Source organism: Bradyrhizobium sp. NAS96.2 (genome assembly GCF_001908235.1).
Classification (GTDB): Bacteria; Pseudomonadota; Alphaproteobacteria; order Rhizobiales; family Xanthobacteraceae; genus Bradyrhizobium.
Genome location: NZ_LGHK01000090.1, coordinates 1 through 23,966 on the forward strand (window position 1 = coordinate 1; position 23,966 = coordinate 23,966).

General features: G+C 64.6%; 20 protein-coding genes and 1 pseudogene. 14 read left to right on the forward strand and 7 right to left on the reverse strand.

The window, feature by feature from the left end:
- Positions 1 to 131: 131 nt before the first annotated feature.
- Positions 132 to 593 (reverse strand): Lrp/AsnC family transcriptional regulator, encoded by a 462-nt coding sequence (locus AC628_RS20580; protein WP_016841346.1) that lies wholly within the window; start codon positions 591 to 593, stop codon positions 132 to 134.
- A 130-nt stretch (positions 594 to 723) separates the two neighbouring features.
- Here AC628_RS20580 and AC628_RS20585 point away from each other — a divergent pair, with 130 nt between their 5' ends.
- Together AC628_RS20585 and AC628_RS20590 are read left to right on the forward strand one after the other, a co-directional pair.
- The gene (locus tag AC628_RS20585) at positions 724 to 3,090 is read left to right on the forward strand and encodes a thiamine pyrophosphate-binding protein (RefSeq protein WP_074128604.1); all 2,367 of its coding nucleotides are present in this window, start codon (positions 724 to 726) and stop codon (positions 3,088 to 3,090) included.
- A gap of 279 nt (positions 3,091 to 3,369) precedes the next feature.
- The gene (locus AC628_RS20590; RefSeq protein ID WP_074128605.1) at positions 3,370 to 4,803 is read left to right on the forward strand and encodes an aldehyde dehydrogenase family protein; all 1,434 of its coding nucleotides are present in this window, start codon (positions 3,370 to 3,372) and stop codon (positions 4,801 to 4,803) included.
- Positions 4,804 to 5,034: 231 nt separating this feature from the next.
- Here AC628_RS20590 and AC628_RS20595 read toward each other — a convergent pair whose 3' ends face one another.
- Complete coding sequence (locus AC628_RS20595; RefSeq protein WP_074128606.1) at positions 5,035 to 5,997, reverse strand: SMP-30/gluconolactonase/LRE family protein; 963 nt, start codon at positions 5,995 to 5,997, stop codon at positions 5,035 to 5,037.
- A gap of 125 nt (positions 5,998 to 6,122) precedes the next feature.
- Between AC628_RS20595 and AC628_RS20600 the strand changes: the two genes are divergently transcribed.
- Complete coding sequence (locus AC628_RS20600) at positions 6,123 to 6,944, forward strand: NAD-dependent epimerase/dehydratase family protein (RefSeq protein WP_074128607.1); 822 nt, start codon at positions 6,123 to 6,125, stop codon at positions 6,942 to 6,944.
- Here the strand turns inward: AC628_RS20600 and AC628_RS20605 are convergent, their stop codons facing one another.
- Both AC628_RS20605 and AC628_RS20610 read right to left on the reverse strand, forming a co-directional pair.
- Complete coding sequence (locus AC628_RS20605) at positions 6,945 to 7,514, reverse strand: invasion associated locus B family protein (RefSeq protein WP_143201708.1); 570 nt, start codon at positions 7,512 to 7,514, stop codon at positions 6,945 to 6,947. It abuts the gene before it with no gap.
- A gap of 34 nt (positions 7,515 to 7,548) precedes the next feature.
- Complete coding sequence (locus AC628_RS20610) at positions 7,549 to 8,241, reverse strand: GntR family transcriptional regulator (RefSeq protein WP_074128609.1); 693 nt, start codon at positions 8,239 to 8,241, stop codon at positions 7,549 to 7,551.
- A gap of 173 nt (positions 8,242 to 8,414) precedes the next feature.
- On the opposite strand from AC628_RS20610, the gene AC628_RS20615 reads away from it, so the two are divergent.
- The 4 genes from AC628_RS20615 to AC628_RS20630 all read left to right on the forward strand — a co-directional run bounded on the left by AC628_RS20615 (position 8,415) and on the right by AC628_RS20630 (position 13,363).
- Positions 8,415 to 10,118, forward strand: coding sequence for an IlvD/Edd family dehydratase (locus AC628_RS20615; RefSeq protein WP_074128628.1), 1,704 nt, complete (start codon positions 8,415 to 8,417; stop codon positions 10,116 to 10,118).
- 153 nt (positions 10,119 to 10,271) lie between these two features.
- Positions 10,272 to 11,273 carry a TRAP transporter substrate-binding protein gene (locus AC628_RS20620; protein ID WP_074128629.1) on the forward strand — a complete coding sequence of 334 codons (1,002 nt, stop codon included), beginning with the start codon at positions 10,272 to 10,274 and terminating at the stop codon, positions 11,271 to 11,273.
- Positions 11,274 to 11,441: 168 nt separating this feature from the next.
- Entirely contained in the window at positions 11,442 to 12,026 is a 585-nt protein-coding gene (locus tag AC628_RS20625; protein ID WP_074128610.1) for a TRAP transporter small permease, read from the forward strand.
- Entirely contained in the window at positions 12,023 to 13,363 is a 1,341-nt protein-coding gene (locus AC628_RS20630; RefSeq protein ID WP_074128611.1) for a TRAP transporter large permease, read from the forward strand. The genes AC628_RS20625 and AC628_RS20630 overlap by 4 nt, the downstream gene beginning before the upstream one ends.
- 148 nt (positions 13,364 to 13,511) lie before the next feature.
- Here the strand turns inward: AC628_RS20630 and AC628_RS20635 are convergent, their stop codons facing one another.
- Positions 13,512 to 14,303 carry an enoyl-CoA hydratase/isomerase family protein gene (locus tag AC628_RS20635; RefSeq protein ID WP_074128612.1) on the reverse strand — a complete coding sequence of 264 codons (792 nt, stop codon included), beginning with the start codon at positions 14,301 to 14,303 and terminating at the stop codon, positions 13,512 to 13,514.
- 261 nt (positions 14,304 to 14,564) lie between these two features.
- Between AC628_RS20635 and AC628_RS20640 the strand changes: the two genes are divergently transcribed.
- Positions 14,565 to 15,782 carry an NAD(P)/FAD-dependent oxidoreductase gene (locus AC628_RS20640; protein WP_074128613.1) on the forward strand — a complete coding sequence of 406 codons (1,218 nt, stop codon included), beginning with the start codon at positions 14,565 to 14,567 and terminating at the stop codon, positions 15,780 to 15,782.
- A 174-nt stretch (positions 15,783 to 15,956) separates the two neighbouring features.
- Positions 15,957 to 16,946: pseudogene (locus AC628_RS20645) on the forward strand (IS30 family transposase); the annotation flags it as partial.
- On the opposite strand, the gene rbsK reads toward AC628_RS20645, so the two are convergent.
- Both rbsK and AC628_RS20655 read right to left on the reverse strand, forming a co-directional pair.
- Positions 16,856 to 17,875: a ribokinase gene (gene rbsK, locus AC628_RS20650; RefSeq protein ID WP_083633031.1), complete on the reverse strand. Its 1,020-nt coding sequence runs from the start codon at positions 17,873 to 17,875 to the stop codon at positions 16,856 to 16,858. The pseudogene AC628_RS20645 and the gene rbsK sit on opposite strands and share 91 nt — an antisense overlap.
- Positions 17,876 to 17,896: 21 nt before the next feature.
- Positions 17,897 to 18,790: a sugar kinase gene (locus AC628_RS20655; protein WP_074128615.1), complete on the reverse strand. Its 894-nt coding sequence runs from the start codon at positions 18,788 to 18,790 to the stop codon at positions 17,897 to 17,899.
- Between the two features lie 222 nt (positions 18,791 to 19,012).
- Between AC628_RS20655 and AC628_RS20660 the strand changes: the two genes are divergently transcribed.
- The 5 genes from AC628_RS20660 to AC628_RS20680 all read left to right on the forward strand — a co-directional run bounded on the left by AC628_RS20660 (position 19,013) and on the right by AC628_RS20680 (position 23,953).
- Positions 19,013 to 19,873: a VOC family protein gene (locus tag AC628_RS20660; protein ID WP_074128616.1), complete on the forward strand. Its 861-nt coding sequence runs from the start codon at positions 19,013 to 19,015 to the stop codon at positions 19,871 to 19,873.
- Positions 19,874 to 20,179: 306 nt separating this feature from the next.
- Positions 20,180 to 20,836 carry a TetR/AcrR family transcriptional regulator gene (locus AC628_RS20665; RefSeq protein ID WP_074128617.1) on the forward strand — a complete coding sequence of 219 codons (657 nt, stop codon included), beginning with the start codon at positions 20,180 to 20,182 and terminating at the stop codon, positions 20,834 to 20,836.
- A 251-nt stretch (positions 20,837 to 21,087) separates the two neighbouring features.
- Entirely contained in the window at positions 21,088 to 21,897 is an 810-nt protein-coding gene (locus AC628_RS20670; protein ID WP_074128618.1) for an ABC transporter permease, read from the forward strand.
- Between the two features lie 57 nt (positions 21,898 to 21,954).
- Positions 21,955 to 22,953 (forward strand): ABC transporter substrate-binding protein, encoded by a 999-nt coding sequence (locus AC628_RS20675; RefSeq protein WP_074128619.1) that lies wholly within the window; start codon positions 21,955 to 21,957, stop codon positions 22,951 to 22,953.
- A gap of 151 nt (positions 22,954 to 23,104) precedes the next feature.
- Positions 23,105 to 23,953, forward strand: a complete 849-nt coding sequence (locus AC628_RS20680; protein ID WP_074128620.1) for an ABC transporter ATP-binding protein — start codon at positions 23,105 to 23,107, stop codon at positions 23,951 to 23,953.
- The last annotated feature ends 13 nt before the right edge of the window (positions 23,954 to 23,966 follow it).

Genomic DNA, 23,966 nt, shown 5'->3' on the forward strand with positions numbered 1-23,966 from the left:
CGATTGCCGATTCTGGAATCCCAGATTCAGCGTTCGAGTCAATCTGTCGCAGCAAATGTGTGCATGCCCTAGTGCTTTCGCAGGGACGACAGCGAGGGTTTGGCGCGAGTGGAATCCAACACAGCGAGCGCTCACACCGGCAGCGCCGTCGAATACTTCACCTGGCTCAACGCAAAGCTCGACTCGATCGAGGCGATGCCGTCGAGCCGGGTCAGCTTGTTCTTCAGGAATGCTTCATAGGAGGAGAGGTCGGCGGCGACGACGCGCAAGAGATAGTCGCGATTGCCGGTCATCAGATAGCATTCGAGCACCTCGTCCCATTTCGAGATCGCGCGCGCGAAGCGGTTGAGGTCTTCCTCCTTCTGCCGCGCCAGCTTGATCGAGATGAAGACCGAGACATGCAGCCCGATCGACTTCTGGTCGACGGTTGCGATGTAGCGAGAGATCACGCCGCGCTCTTCCAGCAGCTTGACCCGGCGGTGGCAGGGCGACACCGACAGCCCGACCTTGTCGGCGAGTTCCTGCATGGTCATGCGGCTGTCGGTCTGGAGCAGACTCAGGATCTTGCGGTCGATGGCGTCGAGGGCAGGCATTGGGATGAACTCGCAGGTGAGGGCAGGATCGTGGGAATTTATCCCAATTTTTCCTGTGCTGTCGCGTGGAATTGAGATTTTCGCCGAGGCTCGCGGCAGTAACATCGGCGATATCGCTGGGAGCATTGCCATGGGAATTGCGCCTGAACGCCTCGAATTGCTGTCCGCGCTGGCCCGCAAGGTCCTGTGGCTATCGTCGTGGACGATCCATCACGCCAACCATGTGCGGCCCTCGACCGATGGGTTGAAGGTCGGCGGCCACCAGGCCTCGTCGGCCTCGCTCGCCAACATCATGTCGGCGCTCTATTTCTCGGTGCTGCGCCCGCAGGACCGCGTTGCGGTGAAGCCGCATGCGAGCCCGGTGTTCCACGCGATCCAGTATCTGTTCGGCCACCAGACCCGCGACAAGCTGGAGAATTTCCGTGGCTACAAGGGCGCGCAGTCCTATCCGTCGCGCACCAAGGATGTCGACGACGTCGACTTCTCCACCGGCTCGGTCGGCCTCGGCGTGGCGCAGACCTTGTTCGCCTCGCTGGTGCAGGATTACGTCAAGGCGCATGGCTGGATGGGGGACCGGAGCGAAGGGCGCATGATCGCGCTGGTCGGCGACGCCGAGATGGACGAGGGCAACATCTTCGAGGCGCTGCTGGAGGGCTGGAAGCACGGCCTGCGCAACACCTGGTGGGTGGTCGACTACAACAGGCAGTCGCTCGACGCCGTGGTGCGCGAGGGGCTGTGGGCCAAGTTCGAGACCATGTTCCGCAATTTCGGCTGGGACGTGGTGATCGTGAAATACGGCAAGCTGATGCTCGAGGCGTTTGCCGAGCCCGGCGGCGAGGCCCTCAAGCGCTGGATCGACAATTGCCCGAACCAGATGTACGCGGCGCTCTGCTTCCAGGGCGGTGCCGCGTTCCGCAAGCACCTGCGCGACGATATCGGCGATCAGGGCGAGGTGTCGGCCCTGATCGAGCGCCGCAGCGACGACGAATTGCTGGCGCTGATGTCGAACCTCGGCGGCCATGACATGGCGAGCATGATCGAGGCCTTCGAGGCTGTCGATCACGATCGGCCGGTCTGCTTCATCGCCTACACCATCAAGGGTGTCGGCCTGCCGATGCAGGGCCACAAGGACAACCACGCCGGCCTGATGACGGTGGCGCAGATGGAGAAGTGGCGCGCCGCGCAGAACATCCGCATTGGTCACGAGTGGGACAAGTTCGAGGGACTGTCGCAGGAGCCCGCCAAGCTCGAAGCATTTCTTGCAGAGGCGCCGTTCAATCGCGAGGGCCGCCGCCGGCTGTCGGCGCCTGAAATCGAGGTGCCGGAGCGGCTCGCCTTCAAGGCCTCGGCGCAGATGTCGACCCAGCAGGGCTTTGGTCTCGTGCTGCATGAACTGGCGCGCGGCGACAGCGAACTTGCATCGCGCATCGTCACCGCATCACCCGACGTCACCGTGTCGACCAATCTCGGCGCCTGGGTCAACCGCCGCGGCCTGTTCGCGAAGCTGGAGAACCACGACCTGTTCCGGCAGGAGAAGATCCCGTCGGCCTACACCTGGGAGTATTCGCCCAAGGGGCAGCACCTCGAGCTCGGCATCGCGGAGATGAACCTGTTCATCATGCTCTCGGCGCTCGGCCTGTCGCACCAGATCAACGGCGCGCGATTGTTGCCGGTCGGCACGCTCTACGATCCCTTCATCGAGCGTGGCCTCGATGCGCTGAACTATGCCTGCTACCAGGATGCCCGTTTCATGGTGGCGGCGACTCCGTCGGGCATCTCGCTGGCGCCGGAAGGCGGCGCGCATCAGTCGATCAAGACGCCGCTGATCGGGATCGGACAGGACGGGCTCGCCTCGTTCGATCCGGCCTTCGTCGATGAACTTGCCGTGATCATGGGCTGGGGTTTCGGCCACATGCAGCGCGAGGGCGCCGAGGGTGGTTCGGTTTACTTGCGACTCTCGACCCGGACGCTGGAACAGCCGCAACGGATCATGACGCCGGACCTGCAGCGCGATATCACCGACGGCGCCTACTGGATGCGCAAGCCGGGCCCGAACTGCGACATCGTCATCGCCTATACCGGCACCGTCGCGCCGGAGGCGATCGAGGCGGTCGGCCTGATCGGCGAAAGCCACCGCGATGTCGGTTTACTGGCGGTAACCTCGGCCGACCGGCTCTATGCGGGTTGGTCCGCCGCGCGGAATTTACGGCGCGATCGCCGCGGCGCGCAGCATTTGAGTCATATCGAGCGCATGCTGGCGCCGCTCGGGCGGGACTGCGGCATCGTGACCGTGATCGACGGTCACCCGGCAACGCTCGGCTGGCTCGGCAGCGTGCGTGGCCACCGCCTCGAGGCGCTCGGCGTCGAGCATTTCGGCCAGACCGGCACGATCGGCGACCTCTATCGGCACTACGGCATCGACGCCAACGCGATCATCGATGCGGCGGAAAGCGTGTCGGCCGGCGCCCCGGTGCGGCATCGCAAGATGGCGGTGTAGCCACAGCGTCGTCCCGGCGAAGGCCGGGACCCATTACCGCAAAAGGGAGTTGTGGACGCGACTCGTTGCCCCAGCATTCTTCTTACGGTGGTGGTTATGGGTCCCGGCCTTCGCCGGGACGACGCTTGGAGTCTTGCCACGCCTCGGGCTTCGACCCTATATCCCTTTGGCGAGCCGCGCCCCGCATATGGCGGGTTCAATTCGCCCTGCTTTCGTGCAAGGATGCCTGCCGAACGCGTTCCGTTCCCAATTCCATACGCCCCCTACAAGAGGTTTCCGATGGTCAATCGCATGCAATTCTACATCGACGGCGCCTGGGTCGATCCCGTCGTCAAAGGCAAGTCCACTCCCGTCGTCAATCCGGCGACCGAAGAGGCGATGTATGAGGTTGCGCTCGGCTCCAAGGCCGATGTCGACAAGGCAGTTGCTGCCGCCAAGCGCGCGTTCGAGACTTATTCCAAGACCAGCCGCGAGGAGCGCATCGCGCTGCTCACCAGGATCGTCGAGGTCTACAAGGGCCGTATGAAGGAAATCGGCGCCGCCGTCTCCGACGAGATGGGTGCGCCGCTGCCGATGGCGGAGAAGCTGCAGGCCGGCGCCGGCCTCGGCCACCTCATGAACACCCTCGAAGTGCTCAAGAAGTACGAGTTCGAGGAGACCATGGGCACCGCCGTGATCGTGCGCGAGCCGGTCGGCGTCGTCGGCATGATCACGCCCTGGAACTGGCCGCTCAACCAGATCGCCTGCAAGGTCGCGCCCGCGCTCGCCGCCGGCTGCACCATGATCCTGAAGCCGTCGGAGTTCACCCCGACCTCGGCGCTGATCTTCGCGGAAATCCTCCATGAAGCCGGCGTGCCGAAGGGCGTGTTCAACCTGCTTAACGGCCTCGGCCCAGAGGTGGGTGCCGCGATGAGCGAGCACCCGGACATCGACATGATCTCGTTCACCGGCTCGACCCGCGCCGGCGTCGACGTCGCCAAGCGCGCGGCGCCGACCGTCAAGCGCGTCAGCCAGGAGCTCGGCGGCAAGTCGCCGAACGTGATCCTCGAGGGTGCCGACCTCGCCAAGGCGGTGACCGGCGGCGTGATGCACATGTTCAACAACTCGGGCCAGTCCTGCAACGCGCCGTCGCGCATGATCGTGCCGCTCTCCAAGATGAAGGAAGTGGCCGCGATCGCGAAGGGCGTCGCCGACAAGACCAAGGCCGGCGATCCGCGTGCCGACGGCACCACGATCGGCCCGGTCGTCAACCGCGGCCAGTGGGACAAGATCCAGGCGCTGATCCAGAAGGGCATCGACGAGGGCGCGACGCTCGTCGCCGGTGGTCCGGGCCTGCCCGAGGGCGTCAACAAGGGCTTCTATGTCCGTCCGACCATCTTCGCCGACGTCACCAACGACATGACGATCGCCCGCGAGGAAATCTTCGGGCCGGTGCTGACCATCCTCGGCGCCAAGGACGAAGCCGACGCCGTCAGGATCGCCAACGACACGCCGTATGGTCTGGCCGGTTACGTCTCGGCCGACACCGTGGAGAGCGCGCGCCGCGTCGGCCGCCAGATCCGCGCCGGCAACGTCAACCTGCAGGGCGTGCCGAACGAGCGCAGCGCCCCGTTCGGTGGCTACAAGCAGTCCGGCAATGGCCGCGAGTGGGGCCGTTACGGTCTGGAAGAATATCTCGAGGCCAAGGCGGTCGCCGGCTACAACGCCGCGTAAGCCGAACGCACGAGAGACGACATTCTGGCGCCGGGGCGGATCACCGCTCCGGCGTCAGACGTTTTGGAAGTCGTAATTTTAGCCGTCGTCCCGGCGAAAGCCGGGACCGATAACCACAGGCCTTCGTTTTGCGAAGATTGCGGCTCCAGTCCGCTAAACCAATATCCGCCGGTAGCTATGGGTCCCGGCCCCCGTGCGCAATTGCGCACTAGGCCGGGACGACGCGGAGAGCTACCCGCCGAGCGCGCCTTGGGTGTTGACGTAGAGCGCATAGATCGACTGGCTCGCCGCCATGAACAGGCGGTTGCGCTTGACGCCGCCGAAGCAGAGATTGGCGCAGCGCTCCGGCAGCGCGATGCGGCCGATCATGACGCCGTCGGGCGCGAACACCACGACGCCGTCGAGCTCGGGATCGCCCATGCCCCAGCCGCACCACAGATTGCCGTCAATGTCGCAGCGCAGGCCGTCGGGCGTGCCCGGACCGGCATCGATGAAGACGCGCTTGTTGGAGATCGTCTTGCCGTCGGCGGAGACGTCATAGGCCAGGATTTTGCGGTTCGGCTCGCCGCGGGATTCCACGACGTAGAGGATCTTCTCGTCCGGCGAGAAGCACAGCCCGTTCGGGCCGAGCACGCCCTCGGCGACGATGGTGGCCTTGCCGGTTTCGGGATCGAGCCGGTAGACATTGGGCTCGATCTCGGGATCGGCCTTGTAGCCTTCGTAGTTGCCGAGCAGGCCGAAGATCGGATCGGTGAACCAGATCGAACCGTCGGACTTCACCACGACGTCGTTCGGCGAGTTGAGCCGCTTGTCGCCAAAGGAGTCGATCAGCATCGTAATCGATCCGTCATACTCGGTGCGCACCACGCGGCGGCCGCCGTGCTCGCAGGTGATGAGCCGGCCCTGGCGATCGCGGGTGTTGCCGTTGGCGAAGTTCGACGGCTTGCGGAAGATGCTGACCGCGCCGGTCTCTTCCTCCCATTTGAGGATGCGCTGGTTCGGGATGTCGCTGCACAACAGATAGCGGCCATCACCGAACCACACCGGACCTTCGGCCCAGCGCAGGCCGGTGGCGATGCGTTCAACGGCGGAGAGTTTCAGCCAATATTTCTCGAAGCGCGGGTCGAGCGCGTGGATCGCGGGATCGGGATAGCAGGTCGCGGGATGCCAGCCGGCGGAATGAACATCGGACATTTGCTGTTCTCGTTGTTGTGTTTCGATGGTGTTTCCTTGAGCGCATGGTTTGCTATCATTGTCGGCCTGCGATCGCAATTCGGTCCAAGGATTGCATTGAGCAAACGGGAAGGACGAGGGACGGCATGCCACGCATATTGATGACCGGCGCATCGGGGGGAATCGGAACGAGCCTGCGCAAGCTGCTGCCGCCGATCTATCCGGACCTCTTGCTGAGCGATATCAAGCAGCCCTCCGATCTCGGCAGCAACGAAAAGTTCAAGGCGGCCGATCTCGCCGACCTCGCAGAGGTCGAGGCGATCTGCGAGGGCGTCGACGGCATCCTGCATTTCGGCGGCTATTCGGTCGAAGGTTCCTGGGACGCGATCCTGCAGGCCAACATTGTCGGCGGCTACAATCTGTTCGAGGCGGCGCGCAAGCAGGGTGTCAAGCGCGTGATCTTCGCTTCATCCAATCACGCCGTCGGCTTCTACCCGCGCCATCACCGCATCGGTACCGACGTCACCGCGCGGCCGGACAGCCGTTATGGGGTGAGCAAGGTGTTCGGCGAAGGCTTAGGTGCGCTCTATGCCGACAAGCACGGCATCAAGGTGACCTGTATCCGGATCGGCAATTTCGGCGAGGCGCCGCTCGATCACCGCAGGCTGTCGATCTGGCTCAAGCCGGAAGATCTGGTGCAGCTCTGCCGCATCGGGCTCGAACATCCCGACATTCATTTCGAGGTGCTGTACGGCGCGTCCTACAACGAGCGTTCGTGGTGGGATAATCACCGCGCCTACGATCTCGGCTATCGCCCAACCGGCCGCGGCGAAGACTTCCGCGAGCACGCGATGGCCGAGCAGGCCAAACTGCCGGCGGATCCCGTCGGCGACTATTACCAGGGCGGCACGTTCTGCAGCATGGAGTTCGACGGCGACCGAACGAGGGTGATCGACTGGAAGAAGTGATCAGTCGTCGCACTGCGGCAGCTGCTTCACGGCCTCCGTGTGCTCGCGCTGCGCCTCATTCGCGCTTTTCCCGGATGCCTTGGGCGCACTTCCGGGCCCGTCATAGGTCTGGGAGAAGTGAGCAAGCGGGAAGGTGAGGCTAATCTTCTGTCCGGTCAGGTTCTTGGCTTCGACCACGATCGTCTGCGCGTGCTTCAGTCGTTCGATCAGCTCGCCATTGGCCTCCAGCGTGCCGCCGCAGCCGAGCGTGTAGCAGTGCGTCCGGGCGATCTGCATCGGTTCGTCCTGATCGATCCGCAGGCTGATCGTGCCTTCCAGCATGGTCCGCGTTCCGACATTGGCGGTGAGCAGCGCGCGCGTAGAGCTCTGCGGTGAGATGCTGATGGTGCCGCCGGACGGTGCGCACTGGCCGCGCGCAGCGGCAGCGACGAAGCAGCTCGCCTCGGTCAGGCAGGTCTTGCTCCAGGGCTCATAGGTGAGCTCGGTTGCACGCGGATCGGCCGCTTGAGCAATGCCGCCAAGCGCAAGCTGCACGGCGCACGATCCGATCAACAAAGCCACATAACGCATCGTCGTCTCCTTCACGAGGAGGCCGCGTATCGCGCTATTGCGGCTTTTTGTCGTTGGAGATGCGGACGAGATAATCCGCCTTGCTGTATTGCATGTGATCGACGCAGAGCTGCGCCAGCGCCCAGCTGTCGCGGCCCTTCAGGAGCCCGATCATCAACTCATGCTGGCGGCGCGACAATGCGAGGCCCTCGCTGTCGGCGAGATTCTTGGCGCGCATCGGCAGCGTCAGGTTCATGTAGTCCTGGAGCGAGCGGACCAGGTAAGGATTGCTGCAGGCGGAGAACAGCGCGAGGTGGAACGCATCGTTGGTCTCGTGAATACCGCGCATGTCCTGCGCGTCGGCCTTGATGCAGTAATGCCGTTGCAGCTCGCTCAACTGGTCGATCAGGCTGTCCGGCGCGGGCAGCGCGATCATCAGCGCGGCTTGCCGCGTCAGCATCTCGCGCACCTCGTAGATCTGCCGCACTTCCTCGGCCGAATAGAACCGCACCGTGGCGCCGACATTCTTCTCGCGCAGCACGATGCCCTGGCGCTCGAGCTGGAACAGCGCCTGGCGGACGAAATGCCGGCTCGCGCCGTAGCGCTGCATCAGGGTATCCTCGACCAGCCGCAGGCCGGGCGCAAAGCGGCCGAAGATGATGTCCTCCTCCAGCCGGCGGATCACTTCCGCCTGCTCCTCCTCACGCGAGGGGGCCTGGAGTTCGGGCAAAGAGGGCTCGGCTTTCATGCGTTCTCGGCTTCAGGTCGATGCCGGAGGTCAGCATGACGCTGTGGCCATTGTCAATAATGGGGGCGATTTTGCCGCAGACCAGCCAGCCACCGGCGCTGGATTATCTCATATTGACAATAATTCCGGCCGCTCCTTAAGTGCGGCCGAACAACCAACGGGACGAGAAGAAAATGGCCGACGGACTTCGCAAGGGACTGACCAGCTATGGTGACGCCGGCTTCTCGCTGTTCCTGCGCAAGGCCTTCATCAAGGCGATGGGCTATTCGGACGATGCGCTCAATCGCCCGATCGTCGGCATCACCAACACCTACAGCGACTACAATCCCTGCCACGGCAACGTCCCGCAGATCATCGAGGCCGTGAAGCGCGGCGTGATGCTGTCGGGAGCGATGCCGTTCGTGTTCCCGACCATCTCGATCGCCGAGAGCTTTGCGCATCCGACCTCGATGTATCTGCGCAATCTGATGGCGATGGACACCGAGGAGATGATCCGCGCCCAGCCGATGGATGCGGTGATCGTGATCGGCGGCTGCGACAAGACCCTGCCGGCACAGATCATGGCCGCGATCAGCGCCGATCTGCCGACCGTCGTGATTCCGGTCGGCCCGATGGTGGTCGGCCATCACAAGGGCGAGGTGCTCGGCGCCTGCACCGACTGCCGCAGGCTGTGGGGCAAGTATCGCGCCGGCGAGATCGATGACAACGAGATCGAGGCGGTGAACGGGCGCCTTGCGCCTTCCGTGGGCACCTGCATGGTGATGGGCACGGCGTCCACCATGGCCTGCATCACCGAGGCGCTCGGCCTGTCGCTGCCGATGAGCGCGACGATCCCGGCGCCGCATGCCGAGCGCTTCCGCTCCGCCGAGGCCAGCGGCCGCGTCGCCGCGGAGATGGCGAAGACCAAAGGACCGAAGCCGAGCGAGATCCTGACGCCGTCGTCGTTCCGCAATGCGCAGGTCGTGATGCAGGCGATCGGCGGCTCGACCAACGGGCTCATCCATCTGACCGCAATCGCCAACCGTTCGCCGCACAAGATCGACCTCGAGGCGTTCGACAAATTGGGCCGCGAAGTGCCCGTGCTGGTCGACCTCAAGCCGTCGGGCGAGCACTACATGGAGCATTTCCATCATGCCGGCGGCGTGCCGAAGCTGATGGCGCAGCTCGGCGACCTCATCGACCTCGATGCCAAAACCATCACCGGTCAGACCTTGCGTGATGTCGTCGCCAATGCGGAGGACGTGCCGGGACAGGATGCGATCCGCTCCAAGGCGAACCCGATCAAGTCCGAAGGCGCGATGGCGATCCTGCACGGCAATCTCGCGCCGCGCGGCGCCGTGATCAAGCAGTCGGCGGCGAGCGAGAGGCTGCTGCAGCACACCGGCCGCGCCGTGGTGTTCGAGTCGGTCGAGGACATGACGCTGCGGGTCGACGATCCCGCGCTCGACGTGACCGCCGACGACGTGCTGGTGCTGCGCAACGCCGGCCCAAAGGGCGCGCCGGGCATGCCCGAGGCGGGTTACCTGCCGATCCCGAAGAAGCTCGCGCGCGCCGGGGTGAAGGACATGGTCCGCATCTCCGATGCGCGGATGAGCGGCACCGCGTTCGGCACCATCGTGCTGCACATCACGCCGGAGTCCGCCGTCGGCGGACCGCTCGGCCTGGTGCGGAATGGCGACATGATCCGGCTCGATGTTGCCAAGCGCAGCATCGATCTGCTGGTCGACGAGGCCGAACTGCAGAAGCGACGCGCGGCGCTGGCCCCGGCCGGCACGCCTGATTGGGCCAGGCGCGGCTACGCGCATCTCTTCAACGAGACCATCCTGCAGGCCGACGAGGGCTGCGATTTCGACTTCATGCGCGCCAAGGGGAAGTAGCGCGCAAAGTTCGGCACGCTGGCCAAATTGTCGATAATTTCTGCGATGCCGCGCTCGTTGGCGCCTACGACGAGCTGATTGCCTCTGTTTTATTGACAATCCCGCGGGACTGATGGGATGATCGAGTCAATCAAAAACAGGGGGAACGTCGTGATGGGCACTTCAGCCAAGATCGTCGGGATCGCCATGGCCGCAGTAGCGCTGCTGCTGCCCGCGCGCGCCGGCGCGCAGGAGGTCAAGCACTTCCGCTTCGCCTACGACCAACCGCGCAACACCGGCTACTCGGTCGCCGGTGATCTCTTCGCCGAGAAGCTCAAGGAATTGAGCAAGGGGACGATGATCGTCGACCAATATCCCGGCGCGCAGCTCGGCCAAGAGCCGCAGCTGCTGCAGCTCGTGAAGTCGGGCGATATCGAGTTCGCGATCATCTCCTCCGCCAACACCGCGACGATCTCGCCGCAGGCCGGCGTGATGTCGCTGCACTTCCTGTTCCGCAACGACGCCCATGTGATCAAGGCACTGGCCGACCCCAAGGTGTTCGACGCCATCAAGACGATGATCGACGACACCGCCCAGGGCCTGCATGTGATCGGCACCGGCTCGCAAGGCGTGCGCCACATCTACAGCAAGAAGGAAATCCACAACGTCGGCGACCTCAAGGGCGTCAAGGTCCGGGTGCAGGCGACCGCGACCGAAGACACCATGTTCCCGGCCTATGGCGCGCAGACGGTGCATATGCCGTTCGGCAGCGTCTACACCTCGCTGCAGACCGGCGTGGTCGACGCCGCCGAGAACAGCATCAACGTCTACCTCGTCAACAAGCACTACGAGGTCGCGCCGGTGCTCTCGATCACCGAGCATGAGGCCAACAATGCGCTGCTGTTCGTCTCCGACAAGCTGTGGCAGAGCCTCTCCGCCGAGCAGAAGCAGTGGGTGCAGGCCGCCGCTAACGAGGTCAGCGCCAAGGAGCCGCAGAAGGCCTTCGAGCTGGAGCGGAATGCGCTGACCAAGCTGAAATCGTTCGGCGTCAAGGTGGTCGAGGACGTGGACAAGAAGAGTTTTACCGCGATCGCCGATCCCTATCTCGACAAGCTCGCCAAGGAGCTCGGCCCGCATGCGGAGAAGATCAAGAACCTGATCCGGGGGATCAACTAGCCCACTTCATGCGTCGTCCCGGCGAAAGCCGGGACCCATACGCCGCGGCCTTTCAGTTGAGCGATTAAGTCGCCGACTTTCTGCAAGCAACCCGAGCCGGGGGTTATGGGTCCCGGCCCCCCCGTGCGCAATTGCGCACTAGGCCAGGACGACGAGGAATTTCGAGCCATGGCCATCGCCGACAGACTGGTGCTGCAACGGCAGCGGCATCTGAAATGGCCGGCGCTCGACCGGCTCGAGCTGATCCTGATGATGCTGTGCGGCGTGCTGTGCTTCGGCTTCTCGCTCTCGGTGACGGCCGACATCGTCACCCGCACCATCGGTCATCCCTGGCTGTGGCTGCAGGAGGTGACCTCGACGCTGTTCATCTACGCGATCTTCGTCGGGGCCGCAGTCGCGACACGGCGCAACGATCATCTCTATCTCACCGCGCTCTCGGAGGCGATGCACGGCCGGTCGCGGACATTCGTCGAGATCGTCATCCGTCTGGTCGTGTTGGGTGTCGCCTTCTGCCTGGTCTGGTACGGCTACCAAAACTACCTGCGCGGCTTCGGCAGCTTCCGCCTGCCGTCGGGCACGCCAATCGCGTCGCTCTATGCGGTGATCCCGCTGTCCGGCATCCTGATCGGCCTGTTCACGATCGAGCAACTCGTCAACGGCATCCGCAACGGCTTTGACCATCCGGAGCCGCCGGACGACGATCTTGCGATACCAGCCGTCAGCACTGGCGCGGCCACGGGAGTGCAGCCGTGAGCGCACCGGTCGTGCTTGTGCTGATGTCGTTCTGCTTCCTGTTCTTCGGCTATCTCGGCGTGCCCGTGCCATTCTCGCTGATGGCCGGCGTGTTCGTCGGCGCGGTGCTGTCGGATGTCTCGCTGGCGGCGATCATCCAGAAGATCTTCGACGGCGTCGATTCCGAGGCGCTGCTTGCGATCCCGTTCTTCCTCCTGGTCGGCGAGCTCATGAACTCGGCGAATGTCGTGGTCCGCATCGCCAATCTGTCGGTCTCGCTGGTCGGGCATATCAGGGGCGGGCTGTCGCAGGTCGTCGTCGTGTTCAGCATGTTCTTCTCGGAGATGTCGGGCTCGACCACCGCCGATGTCGCGGTCATGAGCCGGGCGCTCGGCGGGCCGATGCGGCGGGAGGGCTATGAGCCGGCCTTCATCGCCGCGATCATCGCCTCGGCCTCGACCATCGCGGCGCTGGTACCGCCGAGCATCACGGCGGTGGTCTATGGCGCAGTCGGCAACGTCTCGATCGCCGGCCTGTTCATGGCCGGCGTGGTCCCCGGGCTGATGATCGGCTTCGGGCTGATGGTCTATTGCTACTTCTTCGGCCCCTCGGGCCTGCGCAAGCCGCGCGCGCCGCTGCGCCAGGTTGCGTTCGCCGCCGGCGACGCAGCGCTGCCGCTGATGATCCCGGTGATCCTGCTCGGCGGCATCCTGACCGGCTGGTTCACGCCGACCGAGGCCGGCGTGGTTGCGGTCGCCTACATCATCATCGTGGTGATCCCGGCGCTGAACCGCGGGCACCTGAAGAAGATCCCGTACGACTTCTGCCTCGCCGGCCTGATCTTCTCGCTGCCGCTGATCACAATCGGCGCCGCGAACGCGTTCGGCTGGATGCTCGCCTATCTGCGCGGCGCGATCTACATCGCCGACTGGATCACCTCGATCGCCGGCAACGATCCGCACCTCATCATGCTGCTGATGGTGCTGCTGTTCACCGTGGTCGGCGACTTCATCGAGCCGGTGCCGACCATCATCATCTTCATGCCGCTGGTCAACGCGCTGACCCAGGCCGGCGACATCAACGGCGTGCATATGGGTGTGGTGCTGATCGCGACGCTGGCATTCGGCCTGATCACGCCGCCCTACGGGCTGGTGCTGCTGATGGCCTCGAAATTCGTCGGCATCAGCTTTGGAAAAGCGCTGCGGGCGGCGCTGCCGATCTATGTCGTGTTCCTGGTCACGATCTGCTTCACGATCTACTTTCCGAAGGTCGTGCTGTGGCTGCCCAAGCAGGTGATCCCGGAATCGGTCGGCTGCTTCAAGGCACCCGGCGGTGCGGGATACATCTGTCCGAACTAGCCACGCTGGGCAGAACCCTCATTTAGAGGAGTACGCCATCCACGTCATTGCGAGCGAAGCGAAGCAATCCATCCTTCCGCAGGCGGAGAAGTGGATTGCTTCGTCGCTATCGCTCCTCGCAATGACGGTGGAGCGAAACGCCAGGCCGCTACTTCGACTTGCTGGTGAACTTCTTGACCGCGACACGGAAATCGTCGGTGTGCATCGTCGTGATGATCTTGTGCTCCTCGGCATCGAGCTGCTGCTTGGTCGGCGTGGTGGCCGCCTGATAGACCAGCGATTTGGTCGCCGCGATCGCGGCGGGCGGGTTCTTTGCCAGGCGTTCGGCGAGCTGCCGAGTGGCGGCCTTCAGTTCGGTCGCGGGGACGGTCTTGACCACCAGCCCCCATTCATAGGCCTGCTGCGCGGTGAAGCCATCCTCGGCAAGGAAAATCTGCAGCGCGCGGCGGGTGCCGACCGTGCCGACGATGCCGACCGTGCTGCCGCCATCCGGCGACACGCCGATCTTGGCATAGGCGGGCGTGAAACGGGCATCCTCCGCAGCGATGCACAGGTCGGTCACGAAGGCGAGGCCCATGCCGGCGCCGGCCGCCGAGCCGTGCACACTGGACAGCACCATCTTTGGCATCCGCCGTACGGTCTCGATGAAGGCGTGGTAGTGATGCAGCATCTCGCTGACCACGGGGGTGACTTTGTTGGCCTCGGCGGCAGCGCCGATGGTCTGCAGATCGCCGCCGGCGCAGAAGGCGCGGCCTTCGCCCGCGATGACCAGCACGCGGACGTCGTTGTTGGCTTCAACCTCGGCGCTGAGCTGCTCGAGCTTCCTGGCGATCGTCAGGTCGATCGCATTGAACGCGGCCGGCCGGTTCAGCGTGATGGTCGCGATAGCACCGTCGATGCGGAGCAAAGCGGGATCGTTGGGGGAGGCGGGATCGGGCATTTTTGAGGACCTTGGGCTTGTTGGTTCCGGACATTTAAGGCCTTGACGGGAGCCGTGGCAATGCGGCCCGGCTTCCAGAGGCGGCGTTCGGGCGCCCAGATTTGCCCGAGACCCCCTTGCATCGGCGCGAGCCATGAGGCCAAATGGCCGTCAGCCTTCGGTACGCAGACACGAGCGCTGTGGGGACGGGGCAAGCAAGCTAACATCGACAAGAGGAAACGGCATGGGTCGCTCCTGCTCGCGCGTATTTGGGTTGTTCCGATGACGGGCTCGGTCATCATCGTCGGTGCCGGACATGCCGGCTTCCAGCTCGCGGCGTCGCTGCGCCAGGCTGGCTTCGCCGAGCGCATCACCCTGCTCAATGACGAAGGCCATTTGCCGTACCAACGGCCGCCATTGTCGAAGGCCTATCTGAAGGGGACCGGCGGGCCCGAGACCCTGATGTTCCGGCCCGACAAATTCTACCACGACAACAAGATCGAGTTGATCACCGATCGTGCCCATGCGGTCGACCGCAATGCGCGGAAAATGGCGCTCGCCTCCGGCACCTCGCTCGACTACGGCCATCTGGTGCTCGCGACCGGCGCGCGGAACCGGCTGCTCGATATTCCCAACGCCAAGCTCGACGGGGTCCGCTACTTGCGCATCCTCGACGAGAGCCAGGCGCTGCGCGACTTGATCGCGCCGGGCATGCGCGTCGTCGTGATCGGCGCGGGCTTCATCGGGCTTGAATTCGCGGCGACCGCGCGTGCCAAAGGCCTCGAGGTCGACGTGGTAGAGCTCGCCTCCCGCGTGATGGCGCGCGCGGTGACCGCGGAGATTTCCGAATTCTCGCAGTCGCGCCACGCTGCTGCCGGCATCCGGATCCATCTCGGCGTGCAGGTCACGGCGATCGAAGCTGATGGTGCGAAGGTCACCGGTGTCAGCCTGAGCAACGGCACGCATATCCCGGCCGATCTCGTCGTTGTCGGCGTCGGCGTGCTGCCCAACGTCGAGCTTGCCGCGGAGGCCGGCCTGCCGGTCGCATCCGGTATCATCGTCGACGAGCATCTTCTGACTGCCGATCCCAATATCTCCGCGATCGGCGATTGCGCGCTCTACACCAGCAAGCGCTTCGGCGGATCGCTGCGGCTGGAGTCGGTGCAGAACGCGACCGACCATGCGCGCTGCGTGGCGTCGCGCCTGACCGGCAAGACCGAGGTTTATGACGGCCTGCCGTGGTTCTGGAGCGATCAGGGCCCCGACAAGCTGCAGATGGCCGGCCTCACCACCGGCTACGACCGCGTCGTGGTGCGCGGCGACCGCACGCAGGGCGCGTTCTCGGCGTTCTGCTATCGCGGCGACAGACTGCTCGGCATCGAGTCGGTCAATCGCGCCGGCGACCACATGTTCGGCCGCAGGCTGCTCGGCGCGGGTGGTTCGATCACGCCGGAGCAGGCGGCGGATGCGAGCTTCGACCTCAAAAGCGCGCTTTCCTAACCACTCGTCGTCCCGGCCTAGTGCGCAATTGCGCACGGGAGCCGGGACCCATACTCCGCGGCCTGAGTTGTTTACGGGATGGTCGTTCCAGCGTTGCGCAGTAATTGACAGCGGTGGTTATGGGTCCCCTGAGTTCACAAACGAAGTGCAACACTTCCAACTGGAGGTGTTGCCATGGGGCGGACTTACAAACAGCTCTCCCTGGAGGAGCGGTGCGAGATTGCCAGGCTTTCGGCCGGTGGCGGCTCGATCCGGCAAATCGCGGCAGCTCTGGATCGCCCGCCATCAACGATCTCTCGGGAGCTGAACCGCAATTCTGGCGTTCAGGTCGGCTACAAGCCCAGCTATGCCCAGCAACAGATGCGAGCGCGGCGCTGGACGGGCTCGCGCCTCGAACGGGAGCCCGGCCTGCGCCGCGCGGTGTTGCAACGCCTTGGCCGCGGCTGGTCGCCCGAGCAGGTCGCCGGCCGGCTGGCCCGCGAGCACGGCCGCAAGGTGATCTCCCACGAGAGCATCTACCGCTTCATCTACGCTCAGATCGCCCGGACCTCGGACTTCAGCTGGCGGCGCTATCTGCCGCGCGCCAAGAGCAAGCGCGGCCGCCGCGGCAAGCGCGGCGGCAGTCCCGCAAGCTTCATCGAAGGCCGTGTTTCGCTGGATCAGCGCCCGATCGAGGTCGCCGATCGCAAGACCCCGGGCCATTGGGAGGCCGACCTCATGATGTTCTCCAAATACGGTCAGCAGATCCTGGCCGTGCATGAGCGCACCTCCCGCCTGTTGCTCGGCGTCCCGCTCGCCAGCAAGCTCGCCGTCGGCGTCGCCCATCATCTCGTGCGCCTGTTCGAGGTCCTGCCGCAGCCGATCCGCCGGACCGTCACCTTCGACAACGGCACCGAGTTCGCATCGCACCTTTCCTTGCAAAGCCTCTTGATCAAGACGTACTTCTGCGATCCCCACGCCCCCTGGCAAAAAGGCGGCATCGAGAACGCCATCGGCCGCATGCGGCGCTTCATCCCGCGCAAGACCGACCTCGAAAAGCTGCCAATCCGCCGCCTCCGCAAATCAATCGCCGCTTACAACGACACCCCGCGCAAATGCCTTGACTTCAGGACCCCGGCAGAGGTCTTTGCTGCCCAAGTGTTGCACTTCGAGTGTGAATCCACCTCCCGGCTTTCGCCGGGACGACGTGGGGAGAGAGCGTCCTCCACTTCCTGCGCCGTCGGCATCGACGGCGCAGCGCCCATCCGCTGCACGCAGATCGAGGCGGCAATGTTGGCGTAGGCCAGCGCGTCGCCGAGTGGCTTGCCGATAGCGAGCTGAGCGGCGAGGGCGCCGACGAAACAGTCGCCGGCCCCTGTGGTGTCGACGGCCTTGACCTCGCGCCCGGGCACGAGCAGCGGCTGGTCTTCGACCAGCGCCAGCACGCCGCGCTTGCCGAGCGTGACGCAGACGGTCTTGCCTCGCCCCAAGGAGCGTGCCGCCTCGGCGAAGCGCGACGGGTCATCGCTGTCGCGCAGCTCCGTTCCTGTGATGAGGCCGAGCTCGGTCTCGTTGAGGATCAGGACATCGACGAGGTCGAGCAGCGCCTTGTCGGCCGTTTTCGCCGGCGCCGGATTGAGGATCGTGGTGGCGCCGGCGGCACGGGCACGGCGGAAGAATGCGGCGATCGTCGGCAGCGGGATCTCGAACTGGCTGATCGCGACGTCACCTTTCGCGAGCACGGGTGCTGCAACATCATCCGCATCGACCAACCCGTTCGCGCCGGGCACGACGACGATCGTGTTGTCGGCATTGGCGAGCGTGATGATCGCTGTGCCCGAATGCGTGCCGTCGGTGTCCTTGACGAAGCCGAGATCGACGCCTTGCGCGGCGAGAAAGCTTCTCAGCTCCTTGCCGAACGCGTCGGTGCCGAGCCGGCCGACCAGCGTGGTCGGTACGCCCTGCTTGGCCGATGCCACCGCCTGGTTGGCGCCCTTGCCGCCGGGAAAATACAGCACGGCCTCGCCGGTCACGGTCTCGCCGACCTTCGGATGGCGCTCGGCGGTCGCCACCACGTCCATATTGATGCTGCCAGCGACGAAGACGCGCCCCATGCCCAACCCCAATCAGCCCTGTCAAACCGAGGCAGCAAACTCCTGCTTCACCGCGGCGATGTCGTCGAGCGTCGGCAGACCGGCCTCGTTGCCGAGCTTCTGGATCTTGTAGGTCGATGCCGCGCGCGCGAACTCGAAATGCTCATGCCAGGCTCTGCCGGGATTGGCGAGATAGGAATAGATGTAGGCGCCGTGGAAGACGTCGCCGGCGCCGTTGGTGTCGATCACGCGCTTGCGCGGGATCGGAAACGCCGGCAGCGTCTGAACCGCGCCCGTCTCGTCGTACCAGAGCAGGCCGCGCTCGCCCATGGTGACGCCGCCGACCTTGCAGCCGCGGCTCTTGAGATAGTCGAGCATGTGCTCCGGCGTCTTGTCCATCTGCTCGCACAGCCGTTCGGCGACGATCGCGACGTCGATGAAGGCGAGCAGCTCGTGGGTGTTGGTACGCAGGCCGCCGCCGTCGAGCGAGGTCAGGATGCCGTCCTCACGGCAGAGCTTCGCATAATGGATCGCGGCGTCCGGTTGGTGGCCGTCGATATGCAGCGCCCGGCAGCCCTTGATGTTCAGCAGCGGAAAGGGGTGGATGTGCTGGTCGTCGCGGCAGCGGACGATGGCGCGCTTGCCGTCATTGGGCATGATGAAGGACAGCGAGGAGGAGTTGACCTTGCGGGGATGGAACGAGATGCCGTACCGGTCGGCCATGTCCCAGAACATCCGTCCCAGCCAGTCATTGGCCATGGTGGCGATCAGGTCCGGCTCGACACCGAGCTTGGCGCAGCAGAATGCCGCGGTCACCGCGTTGCCGCCGAAGGACACGGCATAGGCGTCGGCGACGTGTTTCTCGTCGCCGACAGGCATGTGATCTGTGATGAAGGTGACGTCGATATAGGTCTGTCCAATAAAGAGAGCCTGCATTCGCTTCCCGTCGTCGCTTGGTGTGGTCCCGGCCACGGACTAGACTAGCACCGCTGATCGGCCGATTTCGCTGAAATTATTCGCAACCCTGCTTGGTTTGCAGGTAGAGATGGTGGATGCGGGGGCCGTTCTGGCATTCGGCATAACGGCGGCCCGCGGCCCGTGGTTCCGGGTTGCGTCAAGGGAGAACACAATGACGGCAGATTCGCGGAGGCCGCATCCATGATTACCGGCCTCGATCATGTCGTCGTCCTGACCGGCGACATCACCGCCGCCAGCGCTGCCTATGAGACGCTATTCGCGCGGGCACCGGCCTGGCGCAACAGCGGCGACGGCGCGGACCGCGTGCTGTTCACGCTCGACAACACGACGCTGGAATTGATGGCGCCGCGCGGCGATGACGATGCTGCCCAGCGCGTCCGTAGTGCGCTCGTCACGCAGGGCGAGGGGCTCGCGAGCCTCTGCTTCCGCACCAGCGATATCGCCAGGACACATCGCCGGCTCGACCGGCTGACGCTGAAGCCCGAGCCGGTCGCCGAGGTCGAGAGCCGCGACGAGACCAGCGGCGCCACGCTGGCGTGGAAGCGCACGCGCGCGGCGACCGACGCGACGCGCGGCATTCGCATGTTCTTCCTCGAGCGCGACCAGGAGCGGCCGCTGTCGGTGCGCACCACGCCGGCCTCGATCACCGCGATGGATCACGTGGTGGTCTCGACCGCCGACCCGGAGCGCGCCGCGGCGCTTTACGGCGCGCGGCTCGGGCTCGACATGGCGCTCGACCGGTCGCATCCGGAGTGGGGGCGGCTGATGTTCTTCCGTTGCGGCGATCTCGTCGTCGAGGTCACCCACCGGCCGGCCAAGGGGAACGACAAGGCGGCGACCGACGCGCCGGACCGGTTGCGCGGGATCTGCTGGCGTGTCGCTGATGCCGATGCCACGCATGCGCGGCTGGTTGCCGCCGGCGTCGACGTCTCGGAGATTCGCACCGGCCGCAAGCCCGGCACGCGCGTGATGACGGTGCGCAACGGCACCTGCGGCGTGCCCACGCTTCTGGTGCAGCCCTCACAGGGAAAGCCAGACTAGGCCGCGTCTCATCCGCGCGTCTTACCGCAGCGTGGGTGGCGATCTCGTCATTCCGGGGCGCGCCTCTTGGCGCGGGCCCGGAATCCATTCATCCGAGATACATGCGGCCCGATGGATTCCGGGCTCTCGCTTCGCGAGCCCCGGAATGACAGCAGGGCACTGTGAGAAATATTCCCGCGCCGCCGTCACGACAACATTCGTTCTCAAACGGCGCGCGTCATGTTACATTGATCTATTCAGCATCACCGGGCGATCGAATTGGCGAAGGCAAAGCGGATACAGAGATGGCAGCGCGACCCCCAGGGGATGCGGCTGCGGATTCTCGAGGCGGCCAAGCAGGAATTCGCCGCCCATGGCCTCGCCGGCGCGCGGGTCGACCGCATCGCGGCCAATGCCGACGCCAACAAGCGCATGCTGTACTACCATGTCGGCAACAAGGAGGATCTCTATCTCGAGGTGCTGGAAGGCGCCTATGAGAAGATCCGCGCCGAGGAGCGCACGCTCGATCTCGAGCATCTCGATCCGCCCGAGGCGATCGGGCGCCTGATCGACTTCACATGGAACTATTTTCTGCGCAACCCCGAGTTCCTGGCGCTGCTGAACACGGAAAACCTCGCCAAGGCAAAGCACCTGAAGCGTTCGACCAAGGTCAAGTCGATGCACTCGCCCTTCGTCGAGATGATCCGCACCGTGGTGACGCGCGGGGTCGAGAGCGGCGACTTCCGCGTCGCCGTCGATCCGGTGCAGCTCTATATCTCGATCGCGGGGCTCGCGTTCTTCTATCTCTCCAACAGCGCCACCTTGAGCGTGATCTTCGGCCGCGACCTCTTGAAGAAGGACGCCCGTGATGAGCGCCTCGAGCACATGACCGCGCTGGTGCTGGCGGCGCTGACCGGCAAATCCACGGCCGAAGTCGGCAGCGCGATGCCGCTGCTGCGCACCAGCGAACACCGGGTGGTGTGAGGCTTCACCGCGCGTCCGCAGTTTTTTCGTAGCCCGGATGAAGCGAAGCGCAATCCGGGGAGTTCTCTCCGTGGATGATGCGGTCCCGGATTGCGCTGCGCTTCATCCCGGCTACAGCACTCGCCGATAAAAATCTTGCCTGACGAAAGTTGCATATTTCGGCTCGATTTTGCCGCGTGCGAGGGGCTGGACAGTATTTATCCAACGGGTTAATTTCTAATCGAGCGGAGAGACTGCAAAGGGAGCGCGACGTGGCGGAGGCAAAGAGCCCTTCGGGCCTATCGAAGGTGCTGAATGCGGCGTGGGTGCGCCCGTTCCTGTTCCTGGTGGTCATCGTGGTGGCGTGGGACCTCTCGATCCGCCTGTTCCACATCCCGGCCTATCAGATCCCGTCGCCCGGCGACGTCGTTTCGGTGCTGATCAGCGACTGGCCGGAACTGCTGCGGCAGTCCTGGCCGACCACCTACGCAACGATCTGCGGCTTCCTGCTCTCGGCGCTGTTCGGCGTTCCCGTCGCGATGCTGATCGCGGGCTCGAAGACCGTCGAGAGCTACGTCTATCCGCTGCTGGTGTTCTCCCAATCGGTGCCGAAGATCGCGATCGCGCCGCTGTTCGTGGTGTGGTTCGGCTTCGGCATTATCCCCAAGGTGATCTCCGCGTTCCTGCTCGGCTTCTTTCCCGTGGTGGTCTCGGCGGTGCAGGGCTTCAAGTCGGTCGATCCCGACATGGTCGACCTTGCGCGCGCGATGCAGGGCAGCCGCTTCAAGGTGTTCTGTGCGGTCAACCTGCCGCATGCGATGCCCGCGATCTTCTCCGGCCTGAAGGTCTCGGTGACGCTCGCGGTGGTCGGCGCGGTGGTCGGCGAGTTCGTCGGCTCCAACTCCGGCATCGGCTATGTGATGCAGCGCTCGATCGGCACCTTCGACCTGCCGACGATGTTCGCGGCGCTGGTGATCCTGGCGCTGCTCGGCGTCATCCTGTTCTGGATCGTCGACCGCATCGAGCGGCTGGTGATCCCCTGGCACGTCAGCCAGCGCGACGACATCAGCTTCGCTTCCTAGCGCAGCAATCGAACAAGCGGCCCACACAAGGCCGCGGACAATAAAGGGAGAACAACCATGAAGCGTTTGATTGCGGTCGCCGGCGCAGCACTGGCCTGGACCGCGCTTGCGGTGGCCCCGGCATCCGCCGCCGACAAGGTGGTGCTGATGCTGAACTGGTACGTCTATGGCGAGCACGCGCCGTTCTATTACGGCAAGGCCAAGGGCATCTATGCCGCCGAGGGCATCGACCTCGAGATCCAGGAAGGCCGCGGCTCGGCCGCGACCACGCAGGCGGTGGCGGCCAAGACCGCGGATTTCGGCTATGTCGACGTGCCGACGATGATGCGCGCCGCGGTGAAGGGCGCGCCGGTCATCGCCACCGGCGTGCTGTTGCAGACCAGTCCGATGTCGGCCATGGGCTTCGTCGACAAGAACATCAGGAAGCCCGAGGATATCAAGGGCAAGACCGTCGCGATCACGCCGGCGGACTCGATGACCCAGATCTGGCCGTTGTTCCTGAAGAAGACCGGTCTCAAGGAAAGCGACTTCCAGACCGTCGCCGGCGACGGCCAGACCAAGCTCAATGCCGTGATCAACGGCCAGGCCGATCTCTTGCTCGGCTACGTCATGGACCAGTCGATGAAGATCAAGGACGCCACCGGCAAGGACGTCTATCCGATCAAGTTCGCCGACTACGGCATCAACATGGTGTCGTCGGGCATCATCGCGAACTCGGACTATGTGAAGGCCAACGCCGATCTGGTCCGCCGCTTCATGTCGGCGACGACCAAGGCGGTGGAAGCTGCGGAGAAGGACCCGAAGGCCGCCGCGCAATCGATCCTCGACGCCAATCCGAAGGGCGGCAAGATCGACACGCTGACGCAGGGTTTCGAGCTGACGATCCCGCTCTATCGCACGCCGGAAACCAAGACCAAACGGCCGTTCCAGGTCACCGACCAGAACATGACCGAGTCGGTCAATCTGATGGTCGAATATGGCGGCCTCGACGCCAAGGCGAAAGCCAATCCGAAGGCGTTCTACACCAACGACTACCTGCCGAAGGGCGATTCGTGAACCATCATCACCGACTGTCGTCCCTGCGAAAGCAGGGACCCATAACCCCCGGCGTCAATCGTTGCGGAAGGTCTCTCCCCATGTCCCCGAACGAGAAGCCGCGGCGTATGGGTCCCTGCTTTCGCAGGGACGACGCGTGGAGAGGATCGCGATGAATCCCTTACCGAAGCCGACCGATATCAGCCAGCCCGCCGCGCATCTGCGCCTGGTGTCGGACCGCGCGGGCGGCGCTACGCCGGGCATCAAACTGTCCGGCGTGTCGAAGACCTACCGCTCGCGCGATGGCGATGTGCCGTCGCTGCGGCCGCTCGACTTCACCATCAATGACGGCGAGTTCTTTGTCGTGGTCGGGCCGTCCGGCTGCGGCAAGTCCACGCTGCTCAAGATGATCTCGGGCCTGCTGCCGCCGACGACCGGCGAGGTGCTGGTCGACGGCGAGGCGGTGACCAGGCCGCACGGCAATGTCGGCATCGTGTTCCAGAACGCGCTGCTGCTGCCGTGGCGCAACATCCTCTCCAACGTGATGCTGCCGATCGACATGAAGCGGCTCGCCCGGGACAAATATCTCGCCCGCGCCAAGGCACTCCTGAAGCTGGTCGGGCTCGAGGGCTTCGAGAAGAAGCTGCCCTGGCAATTGTCCGGCGGCATGCAGCAGCGCGCCTCGATCTGCCGCGCGCTGGTGCACGATCCCAAGATCATGCTGATGGACGAGCCGTTCGGCGCGCTCGATGCCATGACGCGGGAGCGGATGAATGTCGAGCTGATGCGAATTCAACGCGAAACCGGCAAGACGGTGCTCCTGATCACGCACTCGATCCCGGAAGCCGTGTTCCTTGCCGACCGAGTCCTCGTGATGACCGAGCGTCCCGGCGCGATCGCCGCGATCTACGACGTGCCGATGCCGCGGCCGCGTTCGCTGGAGACGATGTCCGATCCCGTCTTCACCGAATTGGTGCAGCGGATCCGCAAGCATTTCTTCACGCAGGGATCGCTGGATTAACGCCCGAGTCTTC